The organism is Prosthecomicrobium pneumaticum (assembly GCF_014199915.1).
GTDB classification, from domain to species: Bacteria; Pseudomonadota; Alphaproteobacteria; order Rhizobiales; family Kaistiaceae; genus Prosthecomicrobium; species Prosthecomicrobium pneumaticum.
Genome location: NZ_JACHOO010000002.1, coordinates 232524 through 257611, shown reverse-complemented (window position 1 = coordinate 257611; position 25088 = coordinate 232524). Strand labels below are relative to the sequence as shown.

Annotated in this window: 21 protein-coding genes; 9 read left to right on the top strand and 12 right to left on the bottom strand. The window is 69.1% G+C overall.

From position 1 onward, the window contains the following. Positions 1-10: 10 nt before the first annotated feature. The 11 genes from GGQ63_RS04825 to GGQ63_RS04775 all read right to left on the bottom strand — a co-directional run bounded on the left by GGQ63_RS04825 (position 11) and on the right by GGQ63_RS04775 (position 13510). Complete coding sequence (locus GGQ63_RS04825; RefSeq protein ID WP_183853120.1) at positions 11-961, bottom strand: CobW family GTP-binding protein; 951 nt, start codon at positions 959-961, stop codon at positions 11-13. Then, positions 958-1263 (bottom strand): hypothetical protein, encoded by a 306-nt coding sequence (locus GGQ63_RS04820; protein WP_183853118.1) that lies wholly within the window; start codon positions 1261-1263, stop codon positions 958-960. The genes GGQ63_RS04825 and GGQ63_RS04820 overlap by 4 nt, the downstream gene beginning before the upstream one ends. 425 nt (positions 1264-1688) lie before the next feature. Further along, positions 1689-2591 (bottom strand): polysaccharide deacetylase family protein, encoded by a 903-nt coding sequence (locus GGQ63_RS04815; RefSeq protein WP_183853116.1) that lies wholly within the window; start codon positions 2589-2591, stop codon positions 1689-1691. A 95-nt stretch (positions 2592-2686) separates the two neighbouring features. After that, complete coding sequence (locus GGQ63_RS04810; protein WP_183853114.1) at positions 2687-3628, bottom strand: N-carbamoyl-D-amino-acid hydrolase; 942 nt, start codon at positions 3626-3628, stop codon at positions 2687-2689. Positions 3629-3655: 27 nt separating this feature from the next. Next, positions 3656-5032, bottom strand: coding sequence for an amidase (locus GGQ63_RS04805; RefSeq protein ID WP_183853112.1), 1377 nt, complete (start codon positions 5030-5032; stop codon positions 3656-3658). Positions 5033-5203: 171 nt separating this feature from the next. Then, positions 5204-6355 (bottom strand): ABC transporter ATP-binding protein, encoded by a 1152-nt coding sequence (locus GGQ63_RS04800; RefSeq protein ID WP_183853110.1) that lies wholly within the window; start codon positions 6353-6355, stop codon positions 5204-5206. Positions 6356-6407: 52 nt separating this feature from the next. Beyond that, positions 6408-7241: an ABC transporter permease gene (locus GGQ63_RS04795; protein ID WP_183853108.1), complete on the bottom strand. Its 834-nt coding sequence runs from the start codon at positions 7239-7241 to the stop codon at positions 6408-6410. A 2-nt stretch (positions 7242-7243) separates the two neighbouring features. Then, positions 7244-8119, bottom strand: coding sequence for an ABC transporter permease (locus tag GGQ63_RS04790; RefSeq protein ID WP_183853106.1), 876 nt, complete (start codon positions 8117-8119; stop codon positions 7244-7246). 88 nt (positions 8120-8207) lie between these two features. Further along, positions 8208-9494: an ABC transporter substrate-binding protein gene (locus GGQ63_RS04785; protein ID WP_183853104.1), complete on the bottom strand. Its 1287-nt coding sequence runs from the start codon at positions 9492-9494 to the stop codon at positions 8208-8210. A gap of 150 nt (positions 9495-9644) precedes the next feature. Beyond that, positions 9645-11417, bottom strand: coding sequence for a hydantoinase B/oxoprolinase family protein (locus GGQ63_RS04780; RefSeq protein ID WP_183854010.1), 1773 nt, complete (start codon positions 11415-11417; stop codon positions 9645-9647). Positions 11418-11422: 5 nt separating this feature from the next. After that, the gene (locus tag GGQ63_RS04775) at positions 11423-13510 is read right to left on the bottom strand and encodes a hydantoinase/oxoprolinase family protein (RefSeq protein WP_183853102.1); all 2088 of its coding nucleotides are present in this window, start codon (positions 13508-13510) and stop codon (positions 11423-11425) included. Positions 13511-13737: 227 nt separating this feature from the next. Between GGQ63_RS04775 and GGQ63_RS04770 the strand changes: the two genes are divergently transcribed. Both GGQ63_RS04770 and GGQ63_RS04765 read left to right on the top strand, forming a co-directional pair. After that, on the top strand, positions 13738-14643 hold the full coding sequence (locus GGQ63_RS04770) for a LysR family transcriptional regulator (RefSeq protein WP_183853100.1): 906 nt from the start codon (positions 13738-13740) through the stop codon (positions 14641-14643). Between the two features lie 70 nt (positions 14644-14713). After that, positions 14714-15727 carry an ornithine cyclodeaminase family protein gene (locus tag GGQ63_RS04765; RefSeq protein WP_183853098.1) on the top strand — a complete coding sequence of 338 codons (1014 nt, stop codon included), beginning with the start codon at positions 14714-14716 and terminating at the stop codon, positions 15725-15727. 796 nt (positions 15728-16523) lie between these two features. Here GGQ63_RS04765 and GGQ63_RS04760 read toward each other — a convergent pair. Beyond that, the gene (locus GGQ63_RS04760; RefSeq protein WP_210308389.1) at positions 16524-17420 is read right to left on the bottom strand and encodes a LysR family transcriptional regulator; all 897 of its coding nucleotides are present in this window, start codon (positions 17418-17420) and stop codon (positions 16524-16526) included. A 131-nt stretch (positions 17421-17551) separates the two neighbouring features. On the opposite strand from GGQ63_RS04760, the gene GGQ63_RS04755 reads away from it, so the two are divergent. The 7 genes from GGQ63_RS04755 to GGQ63_RS04725 all read left to right on the top strand — a co-directional run bounded on the left by GGQ63_RS04755 (position 17552) and on the right by GGQ63_RS04725 (position 24742). Beyond that, on the top strand, positions 17552-18928 hold the full coding sequence (locus tag GGQ63_RS04755) for an MmgE/PrpD family protein (RefSeq protein ID WP_183853096.1): 1377 nt from the start codon (positions 17552-17554) through the stop codon (positions 18926-18928). Further along, positions 18925-19737 (top strand): HpcH/HpaI aldolase/citrate lyase family protein, encoded by an 813-nt coding sequence (locus GGQ63_RS04750; RefSeq protein ID WP_183853094.1) that lies wholly within the window; start codon positions 18925-18927, stop codon positions 19735-19737. The genes GGQ63_RS04755 and GGQ63_RS04750 overlap by 4 nt, the downstream gene beginning before the upstream one ends. A 6-nt stretch (positions 19738-19743) precedes the next feature. Further along, a complete protein-coding gene (locus GGQ63_RS04745; protein ID WP_183853092.1) occupies positions 19744-20919 on the top strand; it encodes an acyl-CoA dehydrogenase family protein in 1176 nt (391 codons plus the stop codon). Between the two features lie 11 nt (positions 20920-20930). Beyond that, positions 20931-22040, top strand: a complete 1110-nt coding sequence (locus tag GGQ63_RS04740; RefSeq protein WP_183853090.1) for a CaiB/BaiF CoA transferase family protein — start codon at positions 20931-20933, stop codon at positions 22038-22040. A 23-nt stretch (positions 22041-22063) separates the two neighbouring features. Continuing rightward, complete coding sequence (locus GGQ63_RS04735; RefSeq protein ID WP_183853088.1) at positions 22064-22897, top strand: HTD2 family dehydratase; 834 nt, start codon at positions 22064-22066, stop codon at positions 22895-22897. A gap of 243 nt (positions 22898-23140) precedes the next feature. After that, positions 23141-23956 (top strand): tyrosine-protein phosphatase, encoded by an 816-nt coding sequence (locus GGQ63_RS04730; RefSeq protein WP_183853086.1) that lies wholly within the window; start codon positions 23141-23143, stop codon positions 23954-23956. 18 nt (positions 23957-23974) lie between these two features. Beyond that, the gene (locus tag GGQ63_RS04725) at positions 23975-24742 is read left to right on the top strand and encodes a polysaccharide biosynthesis/export family protein (RefSeq protein ID WP_183853084.1); all 768 of its coding nucleotides are present in this window, start codon (positions 23975-23977) and stop codon (positions 24740-24742) included. The last annotated feature ends 346 nt before the right edge of the window (positions 24743-25088 follow it).

The window sequence follows — 25088 nt, the reverse complement described above, 5'->3', positions numbered from 1 at the left end:
CGTCTCCCCTTCAGCCCGCGCCGGCGAAGCGCGCCAGCGAGCGGGCGAGATCCTCGCCCCGATAGCCGCGGCCGATCACCACGATCGTGTCGTCCGTGCCGCGCTCGACCGTGTCCGGCAGCCGCTCCGGCGCCTGCACGACACGCCGCACGCTCTGCAGCAGCAGCCGGCCGGCCGGTGTGCGCACGACGCCCTTCACCCGCACCACATCGTCGCCGCGGGCGTGCAGCAGCGCCGACAGCCAGACGGTGAAGGCCGGCCAGTCGATCCGCTCGTCGAGCGTCAGCCGGGTCGTGAAGATCGGCGCGTCATCCGCCGAGAGCGCCGGCAGCGCGATCGGCTCGGCCTCCGCATGATCGGGGAGAGGGTGGGCGTCCCCTTTCGCCGCTCCGGAGACGGCGGCGCCGGGATTGAGCCGGGCGAGTGTCGCGACGAGCCGCGCCACATCGTCCGGCGCGGCCGCGTCGACCTTCGTCACCACCAGCCGGTCGGCCGTCTCGACCTGACGGCGGCCGAGCGCCTCCCCCGCGAGCTGCGCCGCGCCGTGCAGGGCATCGACCGCGACGACGATCTCCGTCACCACCATGTGGTGGACGAGGACCGGGTCGGCGCGGATCGCCGCGACGATCGCGCCCGGGTCGGCGAGGCCGCTCGTCTCGAGCAGGATGTGGTCGAGCCGCGCGTCGTCGGAGCGGACACGGCTGCGGGTATCGGCGAGCCGGCGCAGCAGGGCGACGAGCGCGTCGCGGCCGGCACAGCAGGCGCAGCCGCCGGCGAGCACTTCGAGACCGGCCGCCTCGGTCAGCAACGCGTCGTCGACCGGCGTCTCGGCCGCCTCGTTGACGAGGATCAGCGCATCGCGATAGGCGCCGGCGTGCAACTGGTGGCGCAGCCAGGTGGTCTTGCCGGAGCCGAGATAGCCGCCGAGCACGGTCAGCCGGACGCGGCCCTCGGCGCTCATGCCGCCGCCTCGCTTTCCTCGAGGAAGCGCGGATCGAGCGGATCGACGGGCGCGCCGAGCATCGTCTCGGCGGCGCACCACAGCTCCTCGAGATCGCGCACGATCGTCTCGGCGCCGGCGAGGGTGCCGATCTGGATGCCGGGCACCTGCGCGCCGTCATGCGCCGTCAGGCCGTAGCGGCGCAGCACGGATTTCAGCACCTGGGCGCGACGGAAACGCGTGCGCAGCCGGTCGCCGGGGCCGGCCGATCCGGCCTCCGTCCAATGTCCCGGCGCGGCGGGAAACCCGCAGCTCGCACACATCGTCCTTCTCCTCGTCGCGGCGGCCGCCGGAGCGGTCCGGCCGGAAACGGCGCCCGACCAGAGCGCGCAGTTCCCTCTCCCGCTTGCGGGAGAGGGCAGGGTGAGGCCTTGTTCCCTCTCCCGCTTGCGGGAGAGGGTAGGGTGAGGGCCTTCTCTTCGACGATGAAGGAAAGCCACCCTCACCCTTCGCATCTAGGCTCGCTTCGCTCGCCAAGAGGCGAAGCCCTCTCCCGCGGAGCGGGAGAGGGGAAAGACCCCGGCGAAGCCCTCTCCCGCGGAGCGGGAGAGGGGAAAGACCCCGGCGAAGCCCTCTCCCGCGGAGCGGGAGAGGGGAAGACCCCGGCGAAGCCCTCTCCCGCGGAGCGGGAGAGGGGAAGACCCCGACGAAGCCCTCTCCCGCTCGCGGGAGAGCAGGGCGAGGGCCTTCAGATCACCTCGGGCCGCTTGCCGCCGTCGAAAGGATAGCGCGTCCGGAAGTCGGCCGCGATCTGCTCGAAGGTCATCCACTTGACGCCGGCATGGCCGTTGATGTGCTCGATCAGCCGCTCGAGCATCAGGAGCACCTGCGGCCGGCCGCTGACGTCCGGATGGATCGTGAAGGCGAACACGGCATAGTCCATCTCGCGATAGACCCAGTCGAACTGGTCGCGCCACATCGATTCGATATCGCGCGGGTTGACGAAGCCATGGCTGTTCGGTGCCTTCTTCATGAACATCATGGGCGGAAGGTCGTCGACATACCAGTTGGCGCCGATCTCGACGAGGTCGATCTCGGAGCCGTGCTTCAGCGGATGCATCCACTCCTCGGCCTTCTTCGAGTAGTCGATGACGTTCCAGGAATCGCCGACGCGCGCATAGAAGGGCTGGAAATCGCGGTAGCCCTGGCTGTGATCGTACTGGAAGCCATATTTCTGCAGGAGGTCGGCGGTCGACGCCGACATTTCCCACCACGGGGCGACATAGCCGCGCGGCTTCTGGCCGGAGTGCTTTTCGATCAGCTCGATCGACTTGACGAGCACCGCCTCTTCCTGGGTCGGCGTCATGGCGATCGGGTTCTCGTGCAGATAGCCGTGCGCACCGAGCTCGTGGCCCGCCTTGACGATCATCTCGATCTCCTTGGGGAAGGTCTCGATCGAGTGGCCGGGGGCGAAGAAGCTGGTCTTCAGGCCGTATTTGTCGAACAGGCGCAGCAGGCGCGGCACGCCGACCTCGGTCGCGAAGATGCCGCGCTGGATGTCGGAGGGCGAATCGCCGCCGCCATAGGAGCCGATCCAGCCGGCGACGGAATCGATGTCCGTACCGAACGCGCAGATGATTTCTTTCGCCATTTCTCTTCCCTCTCGAGCGCCCTTCGGGCTGGTTGAACGGGTCCCTCACGCTGTGGCGAGGGGCCGGTCGGATGGATGGTCGGTCGGCCGGCGGCTCACGCCTCCGGCGGCGGGATCGCGCCCTTCCGCTCGACGATCAGCCGATAGGCCTCCGGCTCACGGTGTTTGGCGAAGTTGAAGATCGTCTCGCGGTAGCGCTTGCCGAGGTCGAGATCGCAGCGGAAATTGATGATCTCGTCCTCGAGCGACACGCTCTGCGCCACGATCTCGCCGGACGGCGCGATGATGGCGCTCTGGCCGACCATGTTCGAGCCCTCCTCGACGCCGCATTTGGCCGTGCCGATCACCCAGGTCGAGTTCTGATATGCCCCCGCCTGCATCGACAGATGATTGTGGAACTGCGTCAGGCTGTCGATGTCGCGGTGGCCGGTGTGGTCATAGGGCGTGTTGTAGCCGAGCATCACCATCTCGACGCCCTGCAGGCCCATGACACGATAGGTCTCGGGCCAGCGCCGGTCGTTGCAGATGCACATGCCCATCACGCCGCCGAAACCGCGCCAGACCGGGAAACCGAGATCGCCGGGCTCGAAATAGCGCTTCTCGAGATGCTGGTGGGTGCGGCCGGGCTGCGGCTCGGCATGGCCCGGCAGATGGACCTTGCGGTATTTGCCCAGAATCGCGCCGGAGCGGTCGACGAGGATCGCGGTGTTGAAGCGGCGCTTGCGGCCGGCTTCCACGACGAGTTCGGCATAGCCGAGATAGAAGCCGATGCCGAGCGCCTTCGCGGTGTCGAAGAGCGGCTGCGTCTCGGGCCCCGGCATCTCGCGCTCGTAATAGGCGTCGAGTTCGGCCTCGTCCTCGATCATCCAGCGCGGGAAGAAGGTGGTGAGCGCGAGCTCGGTGAAGACGACGAGATCGGCGCCGCGGCTCTTCGCCTCGCGCATCAGCGCGACGAGGCGGGCGACGGTGTCCTTGCGGGTCTCGGATTTGGCGATCGGACCCATCTGGGCCGCGGCGACGTGGACGATACGGGCCATCTCTCTCTCCGGTTGCTCCCCGACCCCTCAGCGGGCGGCCGCGTCGGCGACGATGCCCTCGACGGCGAGTGCCACCCCGAGCAGCCGTTCGTCGGCGCCATGCGGCGCGGAGAACAGGATGCTCGTCGGCAGGCCGTCGCCATCGCGCCCGTTCGGCACGGCGACGCCGCACAGATCGAGGATGTTGCCGAGCATGGTGTTCCTGAGCGCCGTCAGGTTGACCTTGTGGAAGAGGTCGTCGTCGGCCTCGAGCGGGGCGACGGCCGGCGCGGTGATGGGCGTCGTCGGCATGACGAGGATGGCGTCGCCGAGCTGGTTCTCGAAGGCGGTGATCAGCCGCCGGCGCTCGCGCTGGATGGTGAGCACGTCATGCGCGCTCATCCGCTTGCCGTCCATGATCCGCTTCGTCACGCGGCGATCGATCGAGCGGCCCTTCTCGCCGTCGACGATCTCGCGATATTCGGTATAGGCCTCGGCAGCCGTCAGCGTGCCGTGCGCGGCGTTGAGCGCGAGGATCGCGTGCAGCGCGTCGACATGGGCATGCCGCACGGTCACGCCGGCGGCCGACAGCGCGCCGAGCGTCCGCTCGAAATTCGCCGCCACCGCGTCGGAGACGCCGTCGAGGACGATGTTGGTCGGCACGAGCACGGTGAGCGCCGCCGTGTCGGCCCGACGTACTTCGGTCGCCACCGCGCCGCGCAACGCCATGTCGACGAGGACGCAGTCCTCGACCGAGCGGGCGAGCGGCCCGATCGTGTCATAGGTGCGGGCGAGTGGCACGATGCCGTCCGCCTCGATGCGGCCGGTCGAGGTCTTGAAGCCGACGACGCCGTTGAAGGCGGCCGGGATGCGCACCGAGCCGCCGGTGTCGGAGCCGATCGCGAGCGGGACGAGCCGGGCGCCGACCGCCGCGCCCGAACCGGAGGAGGAGCCGCCGGGCGAGCGCAGCGTCGCCTTGTCGTTCGGATTGCGCGGCGTGCCGAAATGCGGGTTGAGGCCGAGCCCGGAATAGGCGAGCTCCGACATGTTGACCTTGCCCATCGTCACGAGCCCGGCGGCCGCGGCATGGGAGACGCAGGCGAGATCGCGCGCCTTGGTGTCGCGCCCGAAGACGAGCGAGCCGGCGGTCGTCGGCGTGCCGGCGACGTCGAAGAGGTCCTTCCAGGCGATCGGCACGCCGTCGAGCGCGGAGAGGGGCCGGCCCTCCTTGTGCCGCCGGCTCGCCGCCTTCGCCTCGGCGAGCGCACGGTCGGCGGAGACGGTGATGAAGATATGGTCGCCCTCTGCCGCCGCGATGCGCGAGAGCAGGCATTCCGTCACGGCGACGGGATCGGCCTCGCCGGCGCGGTAGGCCCGGCCGATCTCGGCGCCGGTCCGGCTGGCGATCTCTTCGATGTCACTCACGTTCCAAGTCCCTCTTCCGCAATCCGCCTGCGCTCGGGCAAAGGAGCAAGCTTCGCGCCGCCTGGTGCCGGCGCGTCGATCCGTCCTCGCGATGCTGTCCAGCCGGCGGGCCGGTGACGGCCCGCTTCCTCGTTCCGCCGGATGGGCGCTGCCGAGCGGCCTCCTTCGATCTCAGTGCGCGTCGAGATAGGGGTCGCCGGCGGCGCCGGTGTCGACCTTCGACAGGAAATGCAGATGCTCCGGACGGAAGCGCGCGGTGACCGCATCGCCTGTGTCGACCGGGCTCGCGAAATAGGCGTCGTCGGAGACGTTGGCGACGAAGATCGAGCCATCCTCGGTGGCGATCGTCACCTTGACATAGGTGCCCTGATATTCGGTCGCCTCGACGACGCCGCTCACCGCATTGACGACCGGGCCGCCCTCGGCGCGCGGCGACAGCGCGATCCGGTCGCGCCGCACGGCGAGCGAGACGGGGGCGCCCTCGGCCGGCACCTTCGCCGCCTTGTCGGGCCGCGCCTCGTAGAGGGCGCCGCTCGCCGCGCGGACCCGCACGAGATCGGCGGCCCGGCTCGCCACCGTGCCCGAGAGCACGTTCTGCCCGCCCATGAAGCGGGCGACATAGGGCGTCTCGGGTTCGTTGAAGATCATGTTGGCGGTGTCGGCCTGGTCGATCCGGCCGGTGTCCATCACCACGACCATGTCGGCGAGCGCGATCGCTTCCGGCTGGGTGTGGGTGACGTGCACGAAGGTGATGCCGAGATCGTTCTGCAGCCGCTTCAGCTCCTCGCGCATCTTCAAGCGGAGGAACTCGTCGAGCGCGGAGAGCGGCTCGTCGAGAAGGAGCACCTTCGGATTGGTGATGAGCGACCGGGCGAGCGCGACGCGCTGCTGCTGGCCGCCGGAGAGCTGCGCCGGCATGCGGTCCTTCAGGTGCTCGAGCTGCACCCGGGCGAGCATCTCGCGCGCCCGTTCGCGCCGCTCCGTCTTACCCACGTCGCGCATCTTCAGATAGAAGGCGACGTTGTCGAGGATCGAGAGATGCGGGAACAGCGCATAGCTCTGGAACATCATCGCCGTGCCGCGCTCGACCGGCCGTTTGCCGACCACCATCTGGTCGCCGATAAAGATCTCGCCTGCGCTCGGCGTCTCGTGACCGGCGATCATTCTGAGGATCGTCGTCTTGCCGCAGCCGGACGGGCCGAGCAGGCAGCAATAGGAGCCGTGCGGGATGGTGAGATTGACGTTCTTGACGGCGTAGGAGCTGCCGAACTGCTTGCTGACGTCGACGAGCCGGATGTCGCCGGAACCTTGGGTGGTGGTCATTCGGAGCTCCCGGCAGAGGCGTTGCGGACGAAGGCGGGGTGGAAAAGGCGGTTCATTTGCCGGTGGACCGTCTGCGCTGGATGAGAAGGATCGCCGAAAGGGCGAGGGCGATGACGAGGAAGGAGACGATGGTGGTCACCGTGCCGAGCGCGTAGAGCGCCGGCGAGGTGACGTTGGTGGTCATCGTCCAGATCTCGAGCGGCAGTGTGTTCTTGGTGCCGACGGTCAGCCAGCTGCGCGGGAACTCGTCATAGGAGAGCGTGAAGCCGAACAGGGCGACCGCGATCATGCCGGGGAAGACGATCGGCACGACGACGTCCTTGACCGTGCGCCAGCGGCTGGCGCCGAGATCGTAGGCGGCCTCCTCATAGGCGGGGTTCAGCCGGCCGAGCACGGCGAACATGATGAGGAGGCCGAAGGGCAGGGCCCAAGAAAGGTGCGCCCCGAGGCCGGAGGTGATCCACGAGGCGCTGAGTCCGAGATAGCGGAAGGTGACGAGCGTGCCGATCGACAGCACGAGGCCGGGCACGATCAGGCTGGCGATCGCCATGTAGAAGATGACGGTCGAGCCGCGGAAGCGGCGCCGGAAGGCGAAGCCGGCGGTGACCGAGATCAGCACCGTCATCAGCATCACGAGCAGCGCGAGCGGCAGCGAGCGGCCGAAGGCGCCGGCGACGTCACCGGTGCGGCGCGGGCTGAACAGTTCCTGGAACCACATCAGCGAAGGCTCGCGCAGCGGGAAGACGAGCGATCCCGACGGCCCCTGGAAGGAGAGCACCAGCACCGAGATCATCGGTCCGTAGAGGAAGATGACGAAGAGGGTGAACAGCGTCGCCAGAACGTAGAAGGTCCAGGGGCGGGCGCCATAGGAGGGAGAGGCCGACATGACTACCTCACGAGCTCCTTGCGGACGTCGACCAGCCGGAAGATGCCGGCGGCGATCAGGAGGACGGTGATGAGCAGGATGACGGCATTCGCCGCCGCGCGGGGATAGTTGAGGAATTGCAGGTCGTTGAAGATGCCGGAGGTGGCCGAGCCGGAGAGGCCGCCGCTCATCACGGTGACGACGAAGAAATCGCCCATCACGAGGGTGACGACGAAGAGCGCGCCGAGCGCGATGCCGGTCTTCGACAGCGGCAGCACAACCTCCCAGATCACGCCGAAGCGGCTCGCCCCGGCATCGATCGCCGCCTCGAGCAGCGCCTTGTCGATGCGCGCCATCGAATTGAAGATCGGCACGATCATGAAGAGCGTGAACAGGTGGACATAGGCGACCACCACGGAGAAGTCCGAATAGAGCAGCCAGTCGATCGGCTGGCTGGTGATGCCGGCGTTCTGCAGGGCGCTGTTGATCAGGCCCTCGCGGCCGAGCACCGGCCGCCAGGAGATCATCCGGATGATGTTCGACGTCCAGAACGGCACGGTGCAGACGAGGAACAGCCCGATCGCCGTGACGAGATTGCGGATGTGGAAGACGAGGAAATAGGCGATCCAGAAGCCGAGCACGAAGGTCACGACGAGCACGATCAGCGTGAACTTCAGCGTCGAGGCGTAGAGCGTCCAGGTCGTCGGATTGGTGAACAGATCGACATAGTTCTTCACGGTGAAGGTCGGCACGATGCCGACGAGCATCTGGTAACGGAAGAACGAGACGATGACGACGAGCGCGACCGGCACGGCGAAGAAACAGATGAGCACCAGCGTCAGCGGCGCGACCTGGAGATAGGCGGCCCAGCCGGACCGGTTGGTGGAGGAAGGCGTCATTCGGTCGTCCTCGGGGGAAACGGCCCGCGGCGCGGGCGATCGGGGAAGCGGCGGCGGGCCGCCGCTTCCGTTCAGTGCGCGGGCCCGATCAGGCGCCGCTGAACTCGTTCCACTTGGCGTAGAGGAATTCCGCCTCGTCCATGAGGTTGTTCCACACCGCCACCTTCGAGAAGCGCTCCTCATAGGAGCCGCCGTCGCGGACGTCGCCGGCCGAGTTGGTCTTCTCGCCGGTCGGGCTGGTGATGTCGGCGGTCGCCGCCTTGCCCTCGTAGAAGAAGCCGCGCTCGTTCTCGGAGAGGGCCGCCATCGCCGTCTTCGGGTTGGCGCTGTAATAGCCCTGCTTGGCGATGAAGCCGCCGACCCAGCCGCTGTTGTACCAGTTGAGGTACTCGTAGGCCGCCTCGAGCTTCAGGCCGTCGAGATGGGCCATCAGGCCGAGGCCGTTGCCCCAGCCGCGATAGCCTTCCTTGAGCGGCTGATAGGTGCACTTGACGCCCTGCGTCTGCACCGCGGTCACCGCCGGCGACCACATCGACTGGATCACCACCTCGCCCGAGGCCATCAGCGTGACGCTCTCGTCGAAGGTGTTCCAGAGCGCCCGGAAATGGCCGCCGCGCTTCAGCTCGATCAGCTTCGCGATGGTCGCGGCGATCTCGTCCTGGGTCGGGTTGCCCTTGTCGCCATAGGTGAGCTGGCCGGCCGCCTCGAAGGCCATCATGGCGTCCATGATGCCGTTGGTCGGGATGTTCTGGATCGCCGCCTTGCCCTTGAATTCCGGGGCGATCAGATCGGCCCAGGAGCTGATCGGGCGGCCGGTCAGGTCGGGGCGGATGCCGAGCGTGTCGGCATTGTAGACGCCGGGCAGGAAGTTCGCCCAGTCCGTCTTGCCGGAGGCGAAAGCGGTCGCGTCCTTGCTGTCGCGATAGATGAACTCGAACGGCGAGTCGCCCTGCGTCGACACCGGCTTCCCGGCGAAGGTGCCCTCGGTGTAGAGCGGGGTGAGGTCGCCCCAGTTCTTGATCTTGGCGATCTCGACGCCCTGCAGCACGCCCTGCGGCACGGCGATCTTGCTCTGCCAGATCTCCATGTCCGCGATGTCGAGCGAGTTCGGATCCTGGATCAGCCGGTTGAGCAGGCCCGGATGGTCGACAACCGACATCTCGATCTTGAAGCCGAGATCCTGCGAGGCCTGCCGGGCGATATCCGGCAGCACCGAGTAGGACATGCCGACATGGTTGAGCGTCACGTCCTTGAGGTTCTGCGCCCACACGGTCGGGAAGCCCGTCACCGCGGTGGCGGTCGCGATCGCCGCGCCGCCCTTCAGCACGCCGCGGCGCGACACCGCCTTGCCGAGAAGCCCGTCTTTCTTCGTCATCTCAATTCTCCCATTCGTTCCCGAATTGACCCTGAACCCTCTGCCTGTCCGGCCGCCTTGTCGTCGTTCTTGGTCCGGGCGACCGGCCTTCGCGCGGTGGGCCGATCCGGCCGCCGCGCCAGCGGGCGTGCGCCGCACGCCCGGTCTCCTTCAGGCGCCGCGCTGCTGCGCCCGCAAGGCGCGCGTCGCCTCGCGGTCGAGCGCGAAGCCGTAGCCGTCGTCGACTTCGGCGAGCACGACGCCGTAATCCGCGCGGGCGTGATCGACGGTGATGAAGCCGTCGAGCACGTCGTCGAGCACCTTTTGCGGATCTCGCTCGAGCGGATCGCCGAAGCCGCCGCCGGTCGGCGAGTAATAGGTGACGACGTCGCCGACCTCCGTCCGCAGGCCCGAGAACTTCGCCGGCTGGTATTCGAGCTTGCCGGTCGTATCGTTCCGAAGCTCGACCTTCGAGCAGTGACCGTCCTTGCCGCCGAAGATGCCCCAGGGCGCATCCTCGTTGCGGTCGGATTCGTGCGTCATGAAGCCGGGCGTAAGGTAACGCTGCGACTTGACCACGCCGGCGCCGCCGCGGAACTTGCCGGCGCCGGGAGGCGCGTCGTCGCGCACCTCGTAGCGGTCGCAGATCAGCGGCAGATGCATGCCGAGGTCTTCGAGCGGGTTGTTGCGCGTGTTGCGCATCAGCTCCTCGACCGTGTCCGGCCCGTCCGAGCCCGGCCGGCCGCCCATCGCCGCCTCGTTGACCTCGAGGAAGACCCAGTAGTCGCCCGAGGGCCGCACGCCGGAATAGGCGGCGAAGGAGAGCACCGCGGCGTTGCCGGCGGTCGACTTCTCCGGGATGACCGGGGCGAGCGCCTTGATGATCAGGTCGACGACGCGCTGGATCTGGCTGAAGCGGGCTTCCGCCGCCGCCGGCATGATCGGGTTGAAGATCGAGCCGAGCGGTGCCGTCACCTTGACCGGCCGGAACGAGCCTTCGTTCTGCGGGATGTATTCCTCGTGCGTATAGGTATCGAGGAGCAGGGCGCGGAAGGCGAAATAGCAGGCGACCTTGGTCGAGCCGTCGAAGGGGACGTTGAAGGCGGTCGGCACCTGGGCCGAGGAGCCGGTCAGGTCGACCTCGACCGCGTCGCCGCGCACCTTCACAGTGACCTTCAAGGGCAGGTGGACACCGCGATTGCGGCCGTCATCGTCGAGAAAGCCCTCGGCGACATAGTCGCCGTCCGGAATCTTCTCGATCTCCCGGCGCAGCATGTCCTCCGTATAGTCCATCAGCTGGCGCGTCGCCTGGAGCACGGTCTCCTTGCCATAGGTCGCCATCAGCTGCTGGAAGCGCTGCACGCCGAGCTCGGCCGCGGCGATCTGCGCTTCGAGATCGCCCATCACGAGGCTCGGCACCCGCGTGTTGTCGCGGATGTATTTCCACAGCGGCTCGTTCCTGACGCCCTCGTTGAAGAGCTTCAGCCCGTTCAACAGCATGCCCTCGGCATAGACGTCCGGGATGTCGATCACGAGGCCCGGCGTCGCGGCACCGATGTCGACATGGTGCGCGGTGTTGGCCGAGAAGCCGACCAGCTCGCCCTCGAAGAAGACCGGCATGACGATGCCGATATCGGGCGAGTGGCTGGCGCCGTAGTACGGGTGATTGTGAATGACGCAGTCGCCCGGCTTCCAGGCGTCGAGCGGCACGGTCTTCTCGATGCCGCGCAGATAGCCCGGCAGCGAGCCGATGTGCATCGGCGTCGAATCGGATTCGCAGAGCGTGTTGTAGTCGCGGTCGAACAGTCCCGCGCCGAGATCCTGGCTTTCCCGGATGATCGAGGAATAGCTCATCCGGTAGAGGACATTGCCCATCTGCTCGGCGATCGAGTGCAGCGCGCCGCCGATGACCTGCAGCGTGATCGGATCGACTTCCTGAGTCATCGCCGTCACCCCTTCTTCCGGCTGATCAGCATGTCGCCATAGTCCAGCACGGTGGCGACATAGCCGGGCGGCACGATCGTCGTCGAATTGTGCTGGATGATGAGGGCGGGGCCCTCCACCCGGTCGTCGGCGAGGAGCTTGCCGCGCGCGTAGCGGGGCGTGTCGAGCGCCCGGCCGTCGTCGAACACGGTCCGCCGGCGATACATCACCGCGTCTTCCGGATCGGTGCGGCCGCCCTTGTCGAGCTTCGGCAGAGTGAGCGTGTCGACCGCCACCGTCGCGACGATGCGCAGCGTCACCATCTCGGTCGACTGGTCGCGGAAGGCGTGACCGTAGACCTGTCTGTGCGCATTGAAGAAATCGTCGATCACCGCCGCCGCGCTCGCGGGCGTCAGCGGTCCGTCGGGGATCTCGGCGCGCAGCTCGAAACCCTGGCCGACATAGCGGCATTCGGCGATCTGGCGGAACCGGCGCTGTCCGGCCGGCACGCCGTCGGCGTCGAGCTGCCGGTTGGCGCGGGCGATCAGCTCGTCGCGCACGGCGTTCACCCGGGCGAAGGCCTCGTCGGAGGCGCCGTCGAGCACGATCACCGTCGACTGGGTGTATTCGTATTGCAGGTCGGTGACGAGCAGGCCGGTCGCCGCCGTGATGCCGGGATGGAGCGGCGCGATCACGTCCTTGGCGTGGATCGCCTCGGCGAGCGACACCGAATGGAGCGGCCCCGCGCCGCCGAAGCCCATCAGCGTGAACTGCCGCGGGTCGATGCCCTTCGCGACCGAGTTCGCGTTGATCGCCAGCGCCATGTGGTTGTTGACGATCTTCAGGATGCCGAGCGCCGCCGCCTCGACGGTCATGCCGAGCGGCTTCGCGATCGCGTCCTCGATCGCCTTCGCCGACAGGGAGGCGTCGATCGAGAGGTCGCCGCCGAGGAAATGCTCGGGGTCCATCCGGCCGAGCACGACCTGCGCGTCGGTGACGGTCGGCTCCGTGCCGCCCTTGCCGTAGCAGGCGGGACCCGGCACCGCGCCGGCGGAACGCGGCCCGACGCGGAAGGCGCCGCCGGGATCGAGATAGGCGATCGAGCCGCCGCCGGCGCCGATCGCGTCGATGTCGATCATCGGCACCAGGACGGGCAGGCCCGCGACCTCCGTGTCGCGCGGGTTCTTGATGCGCAGCTCGCCGCCCTCGATCACCGAGATGTCGGCCGAGGTGCCGCCGATGTCGATGGTGATGACGTTGTCGCGGCCGCAATGCGCGCCGGTCCAGCGGCCGCCAATGACGCCGCCGGCCGGGCCGGAGAGGAGGAGGCCGATCGGCAGCGCGCTCGAATTCTCGATCGTCGAGATGCCGCCATTCGACTGCATGATGCGGACCATCGCATCGATGCCGTTCGCCCGCAGCCGGCCTTCGAGATTGCGCAGATAGGCCGAGGTGCGCGGCCCGATGAAGGCGTTCATGGCCGTCGAGGAGAAGCGTTCATACTCGCGGATGGTGTTCACCACCTCGGAGGAGCAGCAGACGAAGGCGTCCGGCAGGATCGAGGTGACGATCTCCTTCGCCCGCTGCTCGTGCGCGTCGTTGAGGAAGGAGAACAGGAAGGCGACGATCACCGCGTCCATGCCGCGCTTGGCGAACAGCTCGGCGGCCGCCTTCACCTCGTCCTCGTCGAGCGGCACCGCGACCGAGCCGTCGGGCGGCATGATCCGCTCGGTGACGACCAGCCGGTCGCGCCGCCGCACCAGCGGCTTCGACTGCCAGGGCAGGTCGAACTGCAGCGAGAAATTATGCGGCCGCTTGTGGCGGGCCATGTGCAGGATGTCGCGGAAGCCGCGCGTCGTGATCATGCCGACCTTCGCGCCGGCCCGCTCGATCACCATGTTGGTCGCAACCGTGGTGCCGTGGAACACCGCGTCGATCTCGCCCGGCGCGACGCCGGCGAGCGAGCAGACCTTGAGGATGCCGGCGACCACACCTTCCGATTGATCGTGCGGCGTGCTCGGCACCTTGGTCACGACCACGGCGCTGTCGGCGCCGGAGCGCTCCAGCACGATGTCGGTGAAGGTGCCGCCGACGTCGACTCCGACGCGGATCATGCCGCGTCTCCCGTCCGTTCGGCCGGCCGCTGAGCGGCGCCGGCACGGCCCGTCGTCATCGGAGGCGCAACCGAGGCGCCCCCGTCTCGACCCGAGTCGGGGTTCATTGATGTGCTAGCCCTGTCGCTTCTTCTGGAAGTTTTGTCTATTTTTTATAAGAACTAGACAGGGCTTCACCGCTTGTGAAATACCGTTTCGCGTCCCTTTGATGCGCGGGCGTTATCAATATGCGCTACGACCTGCGGCACCTGACGGCCTTCGTCGCCGTCGCCGAAGAGCTGAATTTCCACCGTGCCGCCGAGCGGCTGTCGATGGCCCAGCCGGCGGTCTCCCGCATCGTGCTGGAGCTCGAGGAGCGGCTCGGCGTGAAGCTGCTCGAGCGCACGACGCGCACCGTCCGGCTGACCGAGCCGGGCCGCTATCTGCTCGAGGAGGCGCAGGAGATTCTGGCGCGCATCGAGGCGGCGGGAAACGCCGTCCAGATGCTCGCCGCCGGCACCAAGGCGATCCTGCGGATCGGCTACACGACGATCACCGGCCACGCGCTGATGCCGGACATCGCCCGCGAGTATCGGCTCGAGAGCCCCGAGGTGCGGCTCGAACTGACCTTCATGACCTCGCCGATGCAGCGCGACCGCATCCTGCAGGGCGAGGTGGATTTCGGCCTGATCGACGGCTCGTTCCAGAGTTCGGAGATCGAATCCCGCCTCGTCGCCCGGCACAAGCTGATGGCCCTCCTGCCGCCCGGCCACCCGCTCGCCCGCAAGACACATCTGACGATCGAGGATCTCGCCGGCGAGAAGCTCGTGATGGGCACCAATTCGGAATGGCCGACCTTCCGCCGCATCGTCGCCGACGTGTTCCAGAGCCATGGCCATGTGATGAATGTCGGGCAGGAGGCGTCGAGCCTCACCGGCCTGCTCGGCCTCGTCACCGCCGGGGTGGGCATCACCATCTTCACCGCCATGCCGCGCTTCTGCGGCGAGAGCGTCGTCGCCGCCCGGCCGATCGTCACCGACACGCCCTTCGTGGTGCAGACGCATCTCGCCTGGCGCCGGGCGAGCATGACGGCGGCGATGCGCCGCTTCATCGAGACGAGCCAGCGGGTCAGCCGGTCCTACATGCTGAGCTGAGCGACATCGCCAGAAGGGCGGTTCACCAGGAGGGCCGACAGGGTGGCCCGAAGAACAGAGGGAATGAGAGATGGAAAACTGGGCCAACCGGAAGACGCTGATCCTCGGCCGCAGCGAGATGATCGGGCTCCTGAAGCCGTCGGAATACAATGATTGCGTCGAGCAGGCCTATCGCATGCACGGCGAGGGCCGGTTCTACATGGATCCGAAGGGCCATATCGTGCTCGACCGCTTCCCCGGCGAATGGGAGGCGATGCCCTCCTATATCGAGGAGCCGCATGCGGCGGCCTGCAAATGGGTGTCGATCCGCGAGCAGAACCGCGAGAAATACAATCTCCCGACCGTCTTCTCGATCCTCATCTACACCCATCCGGAGACCGGCTTCCCGCTCGCCATCGTCGACGGCAGCTATCATACGGTGATGCGCACCGGCTCGGCCGCCGCCGTGTCGATCAAGTGGATGGCGCGCAAGGATTCGAGGAAGCTCGCGATCGTCGGCGCCGGCCACATGGCGGAAGGCGCGCTCGCCACCTGCAACGAGATCTTCCCCTGGTCGGAGGTGCGCGTCTGGAGCCGCAGCAAGGACACGCTCGATCACTTCGTGAAGGAGCAGCAGCCGAAATATGACGGCTTCGCGATCAGGCCCTCGACCGATCTCGAGGCGACGGTGCGCGGCGCCGACGTCGTCGTGACGCTCACCCCGGCGCGCGGCCCGATCGTCCTGAACGACTGGATCGAGCCGGGCATGCACATCGCGGCGATCGGCGCCGACAAGAAGGGCGACCAGGAGCTGGAAGGGACGATCCTCACCCGCGCCCGCATCTTCGTCGACGACATCCGCCAGTGCCGCACCGACGGCGAGATCAACGTGCCGCTCTCGGAGGGGCTGATCACCGAGGCGGACATCGCCGGCGAGATCGGCGAGGTGATCACCGGCCGAAAGCCCGGCCGCACCTCGGACGAGGAGATCACGCTGTTCGATTCGACCGGCATCGCGCTGCAGGACTCGGCGACCGTGCCGCTCGAATACGAGCGCGCCATGGCCGCCGGCGTCGGCATCGAGAAGAAGATGATCTCGACCTGAGGGGCTTCCCCCTCTCCCGCGGAGCGGGGGAGGCCGCAGCCGGGCAGCCGACCGGCGTGGAGAGGAGGAAGACCCTGACCCTCTCCCGCGGAGCGGGAGAGGGAAGCCGCTCCGGATCCCCATCCTGCATTCTCTCCGTCCCATGTGACCGGCCCTGTCACCCTACGCACCCGTCACCCCGGCCTTTGTGCCGGGGTCCATAATCGTGACGCGGGGCGAAGGGACACCGCCGCCGCCCCAAACGCCGTCATCCCGGGCGAGGCGAAGCCGAGACCCGGGACCCATCCCGCAGAGCCCGCAACGCGGCCCCGCTCGATGGTTCCTGCCTCCGCCGAGACGGAGGGAGAGGTGATCCCAAGGACACCGGCCGGCACGATTATGGATGCCGGCACGGAGGCCGGCATGACGGGTGGCGGGGGCGCTCGTGGAGGAGCCCGGACAGACCGGGCGGTGGGGGGCTGCAGAACGGGGGAGGGAGCGTGCCGGACGGTCGGCGCCGGAGAGGATCGTCGCAGAGGAGCGACCGTCACCCCGGCCTTTGTGCCGGGGTCCATAATCGTGACGCGGGGCGAAGGGACACCGCCGCCGCCCCAAACGCCGTCATCCCGGGCGAGGCGAAGCCGAGACCCGGGACCCATCCCGCAGAGCCCGCAACGCGGCCCCGCTCGATGGGTCCTGCCTCCGCCGAGACGGAGGGAGAGGTGGTCCCAAGGACACCGGCCGGCACGATTATGGATGCCGGCACGGAGGCCGGCATGACGGGTGGAGGGGGCCTGCAAGGCGCGCGGAGAGGCTCTCAGCCCACCCCGATCAGGTGATCGACGAGCGCGCGAGCGAAGGCCGGCAGTTCGTCGAGCTTGCGCACGCAGATCTTGAGCTCGCGCAGCGCCCAGGGATCGGTGAGTTCGAGGATGGCGATCGCGTGGCTCGCCGCCAGGCGGTCGGCGACCGAGCCCGGCAGCAGGCCGACGCCGACATCCGCCTCGACCATGCGGCAGAGCGATTCGAAACCCGAGACGCGGATGCGGATCGAGAGGCTCGCGCCGAGATCGGCGGCGATCTTCTCGGTGAAGCCGTGAATGGCGCTGTCGCGCTGCAGCGAGACGAAATTGAGCGGCAGCGCCTCGGCGAAATCGATCCGGCCGCGCCGCGCGAGCTCGTGGTCGCGGGCGACGGCGAGCACCAGACGGTCGCGCTGGTAGGGCAGCACGTCGAGCCCGTCGGTCTGCACCGTGCCGGCGAGGATGCCGATGTCGATGCCGCCATCGGCGACGGCGCGGGCGATCTCGGGGCTCAGCCGCTCCTCGAGCTCGATGTCGACCTGCGGATGCGCGGCGAGGAAGCGACCGAGCGCGGCGGGCAGGATCTCGCTGATCGCCGTCGTATTGGCGAACATCCGCACCTTGCCCTTCACCCCGCGCGAAAAGGCCTGCATGCCGCCATGCAGCCGCTCGATCTCGCGGAAGATCCGGTGCGCATGGGCGAGCAGCGCCTCGCCGGCCGGCGTCGGCGAAACGCCCTGGCTCGAGCGGGTGAAGAGCTGGGTGTCGAGCGCCTCTTCGAGATTCTTGATGCGCATCGAGGCGGCGCCGACCGAGAGATGGGCGCGCTCGGCGCCGCGCGTCAGATTGCCCGCCTCGGCGATGGCGACATAGAGGCGGAGATCGACGAGGTCGTAGCGCAGCGGGTTCATGCACCGATCGGGGGGGCGGGCCGCGCCCGGCCCTTCAGCTTTCCTGAACGCGTCCTTCTCGAATAGCGAATTGCGGGACGGGGCGCCACGTGCTGCCCTCGATGCCGATATGTCCCGTGCGAGCCCCGACGATGACCGAGCCCGAACCGAGCGCCCGCCTCGCCGCCTTCGCGGCCGGGCTGCGCCATGAGGACATTCCCGGACCGGTCGCCGCCCGCGCGGTCGATCTGTTCGTCGACTGGGTCGGCTCGGCGCTCGCCGGCAAGGGCGTGCGCCCGGTCGAGACGATCGCCGCCTTCGCCCGTGCGATGGGGCCGGCGGACGGACCCTGCGAGATCCTGATCGACCGATCGGGCACCTCGCCGCTCTTCTCCGCGCTCGTCAACGGCGCATCCTCGCACGTCGCCGAGCAGGACGACGTCCACAACGGCTCGGTCTTCCATCCCGCCGCGGTGGTCTTCCCCGCCGCGCTCGCCGTGGCGCAGGCGACCGGCGCCTCGGGGCGCGACTTCATCGCCGCGGTGACGGCCGGCTATGAGGTCGGCATCCGGGTCGGCGCGTTCCTCGGCCGCTCGCATTACCGGGTGTTCCACACGACGGGGACCGCCGGCGCGCTCGCCGCGGCGGCCGCCGCCGGCCGGCTGCTGGGGCTTTCGGCCGAGGCGATGCGCGACGCCTTCGGCTCGGCGGGCACGCAGGCCGCCGGCCTCTGGGAGTTCCTCCGCGACGCAGCCGATTCGAAACCGCTCCATACGGCGAAGGCGGCGGCGAACGGGCTCACCGCCGCCTATCTGGCGAAGGACGGCTTCACCGGCGCGAAGCGCATCCTCGAAGGCGCGCAAGGGATGGCCGCCGGCATGTCGCGCGACGCCGATCCGGCAAGGCTCACCGACCGGCTCGGCACGCGCTGGGCGCTCGCCGAGACCTCGTTCAAATTCCACGCCTCCTGCCGCCACACCCACCCGGCGGCCGACGCGCTGCTCAGGGCGGTCGAGGCGCACGGCCTTTCGATCGGCGACATCGTCCGTGTCGTCGCCCGCGTGCACCAGGGCGCGATCGACGTGCTCGGCCCGGTCGATGCCCCGGCCTCGGTGCATCAGGCGAAGTTCTCGATGGGCACGACGCTCGGCCTGATCGCCGCCCACCGGCGCGCCGGCATGGGCGAGTTCGAGGCGCATTTCCGGGCGCCGGAGGTTGCGGCCTTCCGCGAGCGGGTGTCGATGGTGCTCGACGCGGAAGTCGACGCCGCCTATCCGGCGCGCTGGATCGGCAAGGTATCGGTCGAGACGGTCGACGGCCGGGTCATCGACGCCCGCGTCGACGAGCCGAAGGGCGATCCGGGCAACACGCTGTCGCGCGACGAGATCACGGCGAAGGTGATGGGCCTCGCGGCCTTCTCGTCCGCCGCGACGGGGGCGGAAATGGAGCGGACGGTGCCTTCCCTTTTCGCGATCGAGGGGGTCAACCGGCTGGAACGACTGATGCCCGCCGGCGGAGGAGGACGATGACGCCCGATCTCGCCGCCACCTTCCTTTTCGTTCCCGGCGACCGGCCCGAGCGCTTCGCGAAGGCGGAGGCCGCGGGTCCGGATTGCGTCGTGCTCGATCTCGAGGACGCCGTCGGCCCTGCGGCGAAGGCGACGGCGCGCGACCATGTCGTGTCCTTCCTTTCCGGCGGCGGACGGGGCGTGGTGCGCATGAACGGCCCGGCGACCGTCTGGTTCGCCGAGGATCTCGCGGCGCTCGCCGCCGCGCCGCCCGCCGGCATCCTGCTGCCGAAGACGGAGTCGCCGGCCGAGGTGGCGCGCGTCCGCGCCGCGCTGCCGGCGACACCCGTGCTGCCGATCGTCGAGACCGCGGAAGGCATCGCCGCCGCGCTCGACATCGCCCGTGCCGAGGGCGTCGCCCGGCTCGTCTTCGGGACGCTCGATTTCCAGCTCGATCTCGGCATCGAGGGGGCGGGCGAGGAACTCGACGCCTTCCGCGCCATGCTCGTGCTCGCCTCGCGCCGCGCCGGCATCGCGCCGCCGGTCGACGGCGTCAGCCTCGCGATCGATGCGCCGGACACGGTCGAGGCCGAGGCGCGCCGCGCCCGCCGCTTCGGCTTTTCGGCGAAGCTCCTCATCCACCCCCGCCAGGTCGAGCCCGCGGCCCGCGCCTTCCGCCCCAGCGCGGAAGAGCTCGACCGCGCCCGCCGCATCGTCGCCGCATCGAATGCCGCGGCCGGTGCCGCGATCGCCCTCGACGGCCGGATGATCGACGCGCCGGTGGTCGAGATCGCCCGCCGCCTCGTCCTGCGCCACGACACCGCGAGATGACAGCCGATGACGACGATCGACGACCTCGACCAGGGCGACGAGATCCGCCAGATCCGCGAAAGCGTCCGCCGGCTCTGCGCCGATTTCCCCGGCGAATACTGGCGCCGGCTCGACCGCGAGGGCGCCTATCCGACGGACTTCGTCGCGGCGCTCTCGGAGGCCGGCTATCTCTCCGTTCTGATTCCCGAGGAATATGGCGGGGCCGGCCTGCCGCTCTCCGCCGCCGCGGCGATCCTCGAGGAAATCCAGCATGCCGGCGCGAACGGTGCGGCCTGCCACGCGCAGATGTATATCATGGGCGCGCTGCTGCGGCACGGCAGCGCCGCGCAGAAGGAGCGCTGGCTGCCGCAGATCGCGTCGGGCGCGCTGCGGCTGCAGGCCTTCGGCGTTACCGAGCCGACGAGCGGCACCGACACCTCCTCGATCAAGACCTTCGCCCGCCGCGAGGGCGACCATTACGTCGTCAATGGCCAGAAGGTCTGGACCTCGCGCGCCGAGCATTCCGACCTGATGCTGCTGCTCGCCCGCACCACGCCGAAGGAGGAGGTGGCGAAGCGGACGGACGGGCTCTCCGTCTTCCTCGTCGACATGGCCGAGGCGCGGCGGGCCGGCATGACGATCAAGCCGATCCGCACCATGATGAACCACGGCACCACCGAGGTGTTCTTCGACAATGTCCGCGTTCCGGCCGAGAACCTCGTCGGCGAGGAGGGGAGGGGCTTCCGCTACATCCTCTCCGGCATGAACGCCGAGCGCATCCTGATCGCCGCGGAATGCGTCGGCGATGCGAAGTGGTTCATCGAGAAGGCGTCGACCTACGCCACGGAGCGCGTCGTGTTCGGCCGGCCGATCGGCCAGAACCAGGGCGTGCAGTTCCCGATCGCCAAAGCCTATGCGCAGATGCGCGCCGCCGAGCTGATGGTGCGCGAGGCGGCCGGCCGCTTCGAGGCCGGCAAGGATTGCGGCGCCGAGGCGAACATGGCGAAGATGCTCGCCGCCGACGCCTCATGGGCGGCGGCCGAGGCCTGCGTCCAGACCCATGGCGGCTTCGGTTTCGCCGAGGAATACGATGTCGAGCGGAAGTTCCGCGAGACGCGGCTCTATCAGGTCGCGCCGATCTCGACCAATCTCATTCTCTCTTATCTCTCCGAGCACGTGCTCGGCCTGCCGCGTTCCTATTGAGGCCCGCCGCCATGCTGCCGCTCGAGGGATTGCTGGTCGTCGCCATGGAGCAGGCGGTCGCCGCGCCGACCTGCACCGTCCGGCTCGCCGATGCCGGGGCGCGGGTGATCAAGATCGAGCGGGCCGAGGGCGAGACGGCGCGCCATTACGACAAGGCGGTGATGGGGACGAGCGCCTATTTCGCCTGGCTGAACCGCGGCAAGGAGAGCATCGTCCTCGACGTCAAGGATGGCGAGGACCGGGCGCTGCTCGAGCGGATGGTCGCCCGCGCCGACGTCTTCGTGCAGAACTTCGTGCCCGGCGCCACGGCGCGGCTCGGTCTCGGGTCCGCCGATCTGGTCGCCCGCTATCCGCGGCTGATCGCCGTCGACATCGTCGGCTACGGACAGGACACCGCCTATCGCGACATGCGCGCCTACGACATGCTGATCCAGGCCGAGAGCGGCGTCTGCGCCGTCACCGGCACGGCCGACGAGCCGGTCAAGGTCGGCGTTTCGATCGCCGATGTGACGGCCGGCGCGACGGCGCACGCCGCCGTGCTCGAGGCGCTGATCGAGCGGTCGATCACCGGCCGGGGCAAGGCGATCGAGATCGCGATGTTCGACGCGATGGCGGATCTGATGAGCGTGCCGCTGCTGCACCACGACTATGCCGGCAAGGCGACGCCGCGCGCCGGCCTGTCGCATGCCGCGATCTGGCCCTATGGCCGCGTCGCCTGTTCGGACGGCGAGCTCGTCGTGGTGGTGCAGAACCCGGCGGAGTGGCGCCGCTTCTGCTCGGGCGCACTCGGCCGGGCCGACCTCGCCGACGATCCGCGCTTCCTCGACAACCCGTCGCGGGTCGCCAACCGGCCGGCCCTCGAGGCGATCATGGCGGGTGTCTTCGGCGCCCTCACACGGGCCGAACTGATCGCCCGGCTGGAGGCGAACGCGCTCGCCTGGTCGAACGTCTCGACGGTCGCGGACCTCTCCCACCATCCCGCGCTCCGCCGGATCGCCGTCGAGACGCCGGGCGGCACCATGCAGGGCGTCGCTTCGCCGCTCCGGCGCGAGATCCGCGGCGGCGCCGTGCCGGCGCTCGGCGCCCATACGGCCGCCCTGCGGTCCGAGTTCGCGGCGTAGTTATCAATTCGCGGGGAAGGACCATGGAAATCGACCTCGACCACCTGCGCTCCTGGATCGGCCGCACCGAGACGGCGGCGGATCTCGTCACCGTTCGGCTCGCAAACGGGCTGCAGGCGACGCTGGGCGACGCGCCGCTCGCCGAGGGCGACCGCGCGCCGCCGGCGATCCAGTGGTGCCTCGCCCCGCCGATCGTGGCGGCCGCCGAGATCGGTCCGGACGGTCATCCGGCGCGCGGCGGCTTCCTGCCGCCCGTGCCCTTGCCGCGGCGGATGTGGGCGGGCGGCTCGCTTCGCTTCCACGCGCCCATTCTCGTCGGGGACCGCGTCGAGCGCCGGTCCCGCATCGCCGACGTGACGGTGAAGGCGGGCCGCAGCGGCTCGCTCTGCTTCGTCGCCGTCGATCACGAATATGTGACATCGCGCGGCCTCGCGGTCGAGGAGAGGCACGACATCGTCTACCGGGACGCCGCCACCGGCCCGGCGCGGACGGCGCCGGTCGAGACGCCGGCGCCGCAATGGCGGGAGAGCGTCACCGCCGACCCCGTCCTCCTGTTCCGCTACTCGGCGCTCACCTTCAACGGCCACCGCATCCACTACGACCGGCGCTATGCCATGGAGGTTGAGGGTTATGAGGGCCTCGTCGTGCACGGCCCGCTCCAGGCGACGCTGCTCCTGCGCCTTGCCGGCCGGGTCAAGGAACGGCCGCCCGCCTCGTTTTCCTTCCGTGGCGTGAACCCGCTCTTCGACGGTGCGGACTTCTCTGTCGCCGCCGCCGAGACGGCGGACGGTCTCCGGCTGTGGACGGCGCGGGCCTCGGGCGAGGCGACGATGATCGCCGACGCGGTGTGGGCCTGAGGCCACAGCGGTCGCTCGGCGCCCGATAAACCGCCCGGGAGCCGGCCCGATGGCCCATCTCGAGCCGGGGCGGCCGACTTCTCCGGGCGCTTCCCCATGAGGCGGGTGGGATCGGCGGGTGGGATCGGCGGGCTGTGGCGGGCGGGCTCATCGGCCATGGCGGACGCAACGTCGCGTGCAGGGCATCTCGCGACTCGCGACGGACGCAGAATTCGGCTACGTCATGGTCGGGCCGAAGGTGCGTTGGATTTGATCGATCTCCATTGCCATATTCTCGCAGGCCTCGACGACGGCGCGCCGGATTGCGCGGCGTCGGTCGAGATGGCGCGCCTCGCCGCCGCGGAAGGCACGATCGTCCTCGCCTGCACGCCGCATTTCATGCCGGGTGTCTACGACACGGCGCTTGCGGCCGCCCGCCGGGCGATGGCCGATCTCGCGGAGCGGCTGCGGCAGGAGGACATCTTCATCGATCTGGTGATGGGCGGCGACCTGCACGCCACGCCGCACCTCGCCGCCCGGCTCAAGCGGGGCGAGGTGCCGACGCTCGGCGGGTCGCGCTATCTCCTGCTCGAGCCGCCGCACGATGTTCTGCCGCCGCGCTTCGAGGAACTGACCTTCGAGCTCATCCAGGCCGGCTATGCGCCGATTCTGACCCATCCCGAGCGGCTGAAATGGATCGAATCGCGCTATGGCGTGATCCGGCGGCTCGCCGAGGCGGGCGTTCTGATGCAACTCACCTCGGGATCCGTGATCGGCCGTTTCGGCGGTCGGCCGCAATACTGGAGCGAGCGCATGCTCGACGAGGGATTTGTCGATTTTCTCGCGACGGACGCGCATAATGTCGACCGGCGTCCGCCTGATCTGGCGCGGGGGCGCGATCGGATCGCGGCTCTGTTCGGTGAGGACCTCGCGCTCGACCTCGTCTTGCGCAATCCCCGATGGGTGCTCGAGAATCGGTCGCCGGATGATATCAGGCCGCGATCGGTGCACGGCGAGGTGCCGAACATGGCGGGGAACGGCGAGAGAGGGGGGCGACGTCATCCCTTCTGGCCTTTTTGAGCGGCGGAGAAGCGTGTGTTGAGGTTCTGCGTTCTGCTGTTGCTCGCCGTGGTCGGCCTGGCGGGCTGTGTGCCGGTGGACCGCGACGCCGATTCGCCGAGCGCCGCCATGACGACGAGCGGCGCCGCGCCGGCCCAGGCGCCAACGGCGGCTCGGCCGGCCGGTGCGGCCGCGGCCGCGGGCGTCCCGATGGCGGCGGCGTCTGGCCTGCTCGCCGCCGCACCGCAGACCGACTACGTCATCCAGCCCTATGACGTCATCGACATCAACGTCTTCCAGGTCGCCGACCTGTCCCGCTCTGTGGATGTCAGTTCGAGCGGCACGATCGTGCTGCCGCTGATCGGCCAGCTTCAGGCGGCCGGCAAGACCGCGCGCCAGCTCGAGCAGGAGATCACGACCAAGCTCCAGGCCGATTATCTGCAGTCGCCCCAGGTGACGGTGTCGGTCAAGGAGGCGCTGACCCAGACCGTGATCGTCGACGGGGCCGTGAAGAGCCCGGGCGTCTATCCGGTCAAAGGCAAGATGACCCTCCTGCAGGCGCTGGTCACTGCCGGCGGCATCGATCTCGCCACCGCCGATCCGAGCGGCATCGTCGTGCTGCGGCGGGCCAACGGGCAGGCGCAAGTGGCGAAGTTCGACTATGATGCGATCAGCAGCGGCAGGGCGCAGGATCCGGTCCTGTTGGCGGGCGATCTCGTCAAGGTCGATCGCTCCGGCCTGCGGGCCGCCTTCTCGGGGTTGCGTGCGGCGCTGCCGGTGTTCGGCTTCTTCGCGCCGCTGATCTGAACGCCTGATGCGGGATGGGTGAGCGCCTCCGGCGCGCGGTGGGGACGAGCTCATGAACGATCCGAACTTCGAGCGTCGGCTTCCGCATCGGTCGGGCGGTCGTCCAGACGCCGGGGCGAAAGAGCAGCCGGCCGACAGGCGTGCACCGGGCTCAGGCGGGGCGGGGCCGAGTGCTGGCCATGAGGACGACTCCGCGGAAGATTGGGCGAGCGAAGGCACGTGGAGTGGGGCGGGCGGCGGTGGCGAGCCGCCGGTCGGCCGTGGCGGTCGGCCCCATCATGACCATCGAGACGACGGGCGCCTGCCGGCCACGCTGCCGAGGGGCGCGCTGAGGGCGCGGGATTCG

Coding starts and splice junctions, on each gene's coding strand:
- GGQ63_RS04825 (WP_183853120.1), bottom strand. CDS start 961: ATGAGCGCCGAGGGCCGCGTCCGGCTGACCGTGCTCGGCGGCTATCTC.
- GGQ63_RS04820 (WP_183853118.1), bottom strand. CDS start 1,263: ATGTGTGCGAGCTGCGGGTTTCCCGCCGCGCCGGGACATTGGACGGAG.
- GGQ63_RS04815 (WP_183853116.1), bottom strand. CDS start 2,591: ATGGCGAAAGAAATCATCTGCGCGTTCGGTACGGACATCGATTCCGTC.
- GGQ63_RS04810 (WP_183853114.1), bottom strand. CDS start 3,628: ATGGCCCGTATCGTCCACGTCGCCGCGGCCCAGATGGGTCCGATCGCC.
- GGQ63_RS04800 (WP_183853110.1), bottom strand. CDS start 6,355: ATGACCACCACCCAAGGTTCCGGCGACATCCGGCTCGTCGACGTCAGC.
- GGQ63_RS04795 (WP_183853108.1), bottom strand. CDS start 7,241: ATGTCGGCCTCTCCCTCCTATGGCGCCCGCCCCTGGACCTTCTACGTT.
- GGQ63_RS04790 (WP_183853106.1), bottom strand. CDS start 8,119: ATGACGCCTTCCTCCACCAACCGGTCCGGCTGGGCCGCCTATCTCCAG.
- GGQ63_RS04785 (WP_183853104.1), bottom strand. CDS start 9,494: ATGACGAAGAAAGACGGGCTTCTCGGCAAGGCGGTGTCGCGCCGCGGC.
- GGQ63_RS04780 (WP_183854010.1), bottom strand. CDS start 11,417: ATGACTCAGGAAGTCGATCCGATCACGCTGCAGGTCATCGGCGGCGCG.
- GGQ63_RS04775 (WP_183853102.1), bottom strand. CDS start 13,510: ATGATCCGCGTCGGAGTCGACGTCGGCGGCACCTTCACCGACATCGTG.
- GGQ63_RS04770 (WP_183853100.1), top strand. CDS start 13,738: ATGCGCTACGACCTGCGGCACCTGACGGCCTTCGTCGCCGTCGCCGAA.
- GGQ63_RS04765 (WP_183853098.1), top strand. CDS start 14,714: ATGGAAAACTGGGCCAACCGGAAGACGCTGATCCTCGGCCGCAGCGAG.
- GGQ63_RS04760 (WP_210308389.1), bottom strand. CDS start 17,420: ATGAACCCGCTGCGCTACGACCTCGTCGATCTCCGCCTCTATGTCGCC.
- GGQ63_RS04755 (WP_183853096.1), top strand. CDS start 17,552: ATGACCGAGCCCGAACCGAGCGCCCGCCTCGCCGCCTTCGCGGCCGGG.
- GGQ63_RS04750 (WP_183853094.1), top strand. CDS start 18,925: ATGACGCCCGATCTCGCCGCCACCTTCCTTTTCGTTCCCGGCGACCGG.
- GGQ63_RS04745 (WP_183853092.1), top strand. CDS start 19,744: ATGACGACGATCGACGACCTCGACCAGGGCGACGAGATCCGCCAGATC.
- GGQ63_RS04740 (WP_183853090.1), top strand. CDS start 20,931: ATGCTGCCGCTCGAGGGATTGCTGGTCGTCGCCATGGAGCAGGCGGTC.
- GGQ63_RS04735 (WP_183853088.1), top strand. CDS start 22,064: ATGGAAATCGACCTCGACCACCTGCGCTCCTGGATCGGCCGCACCGAG.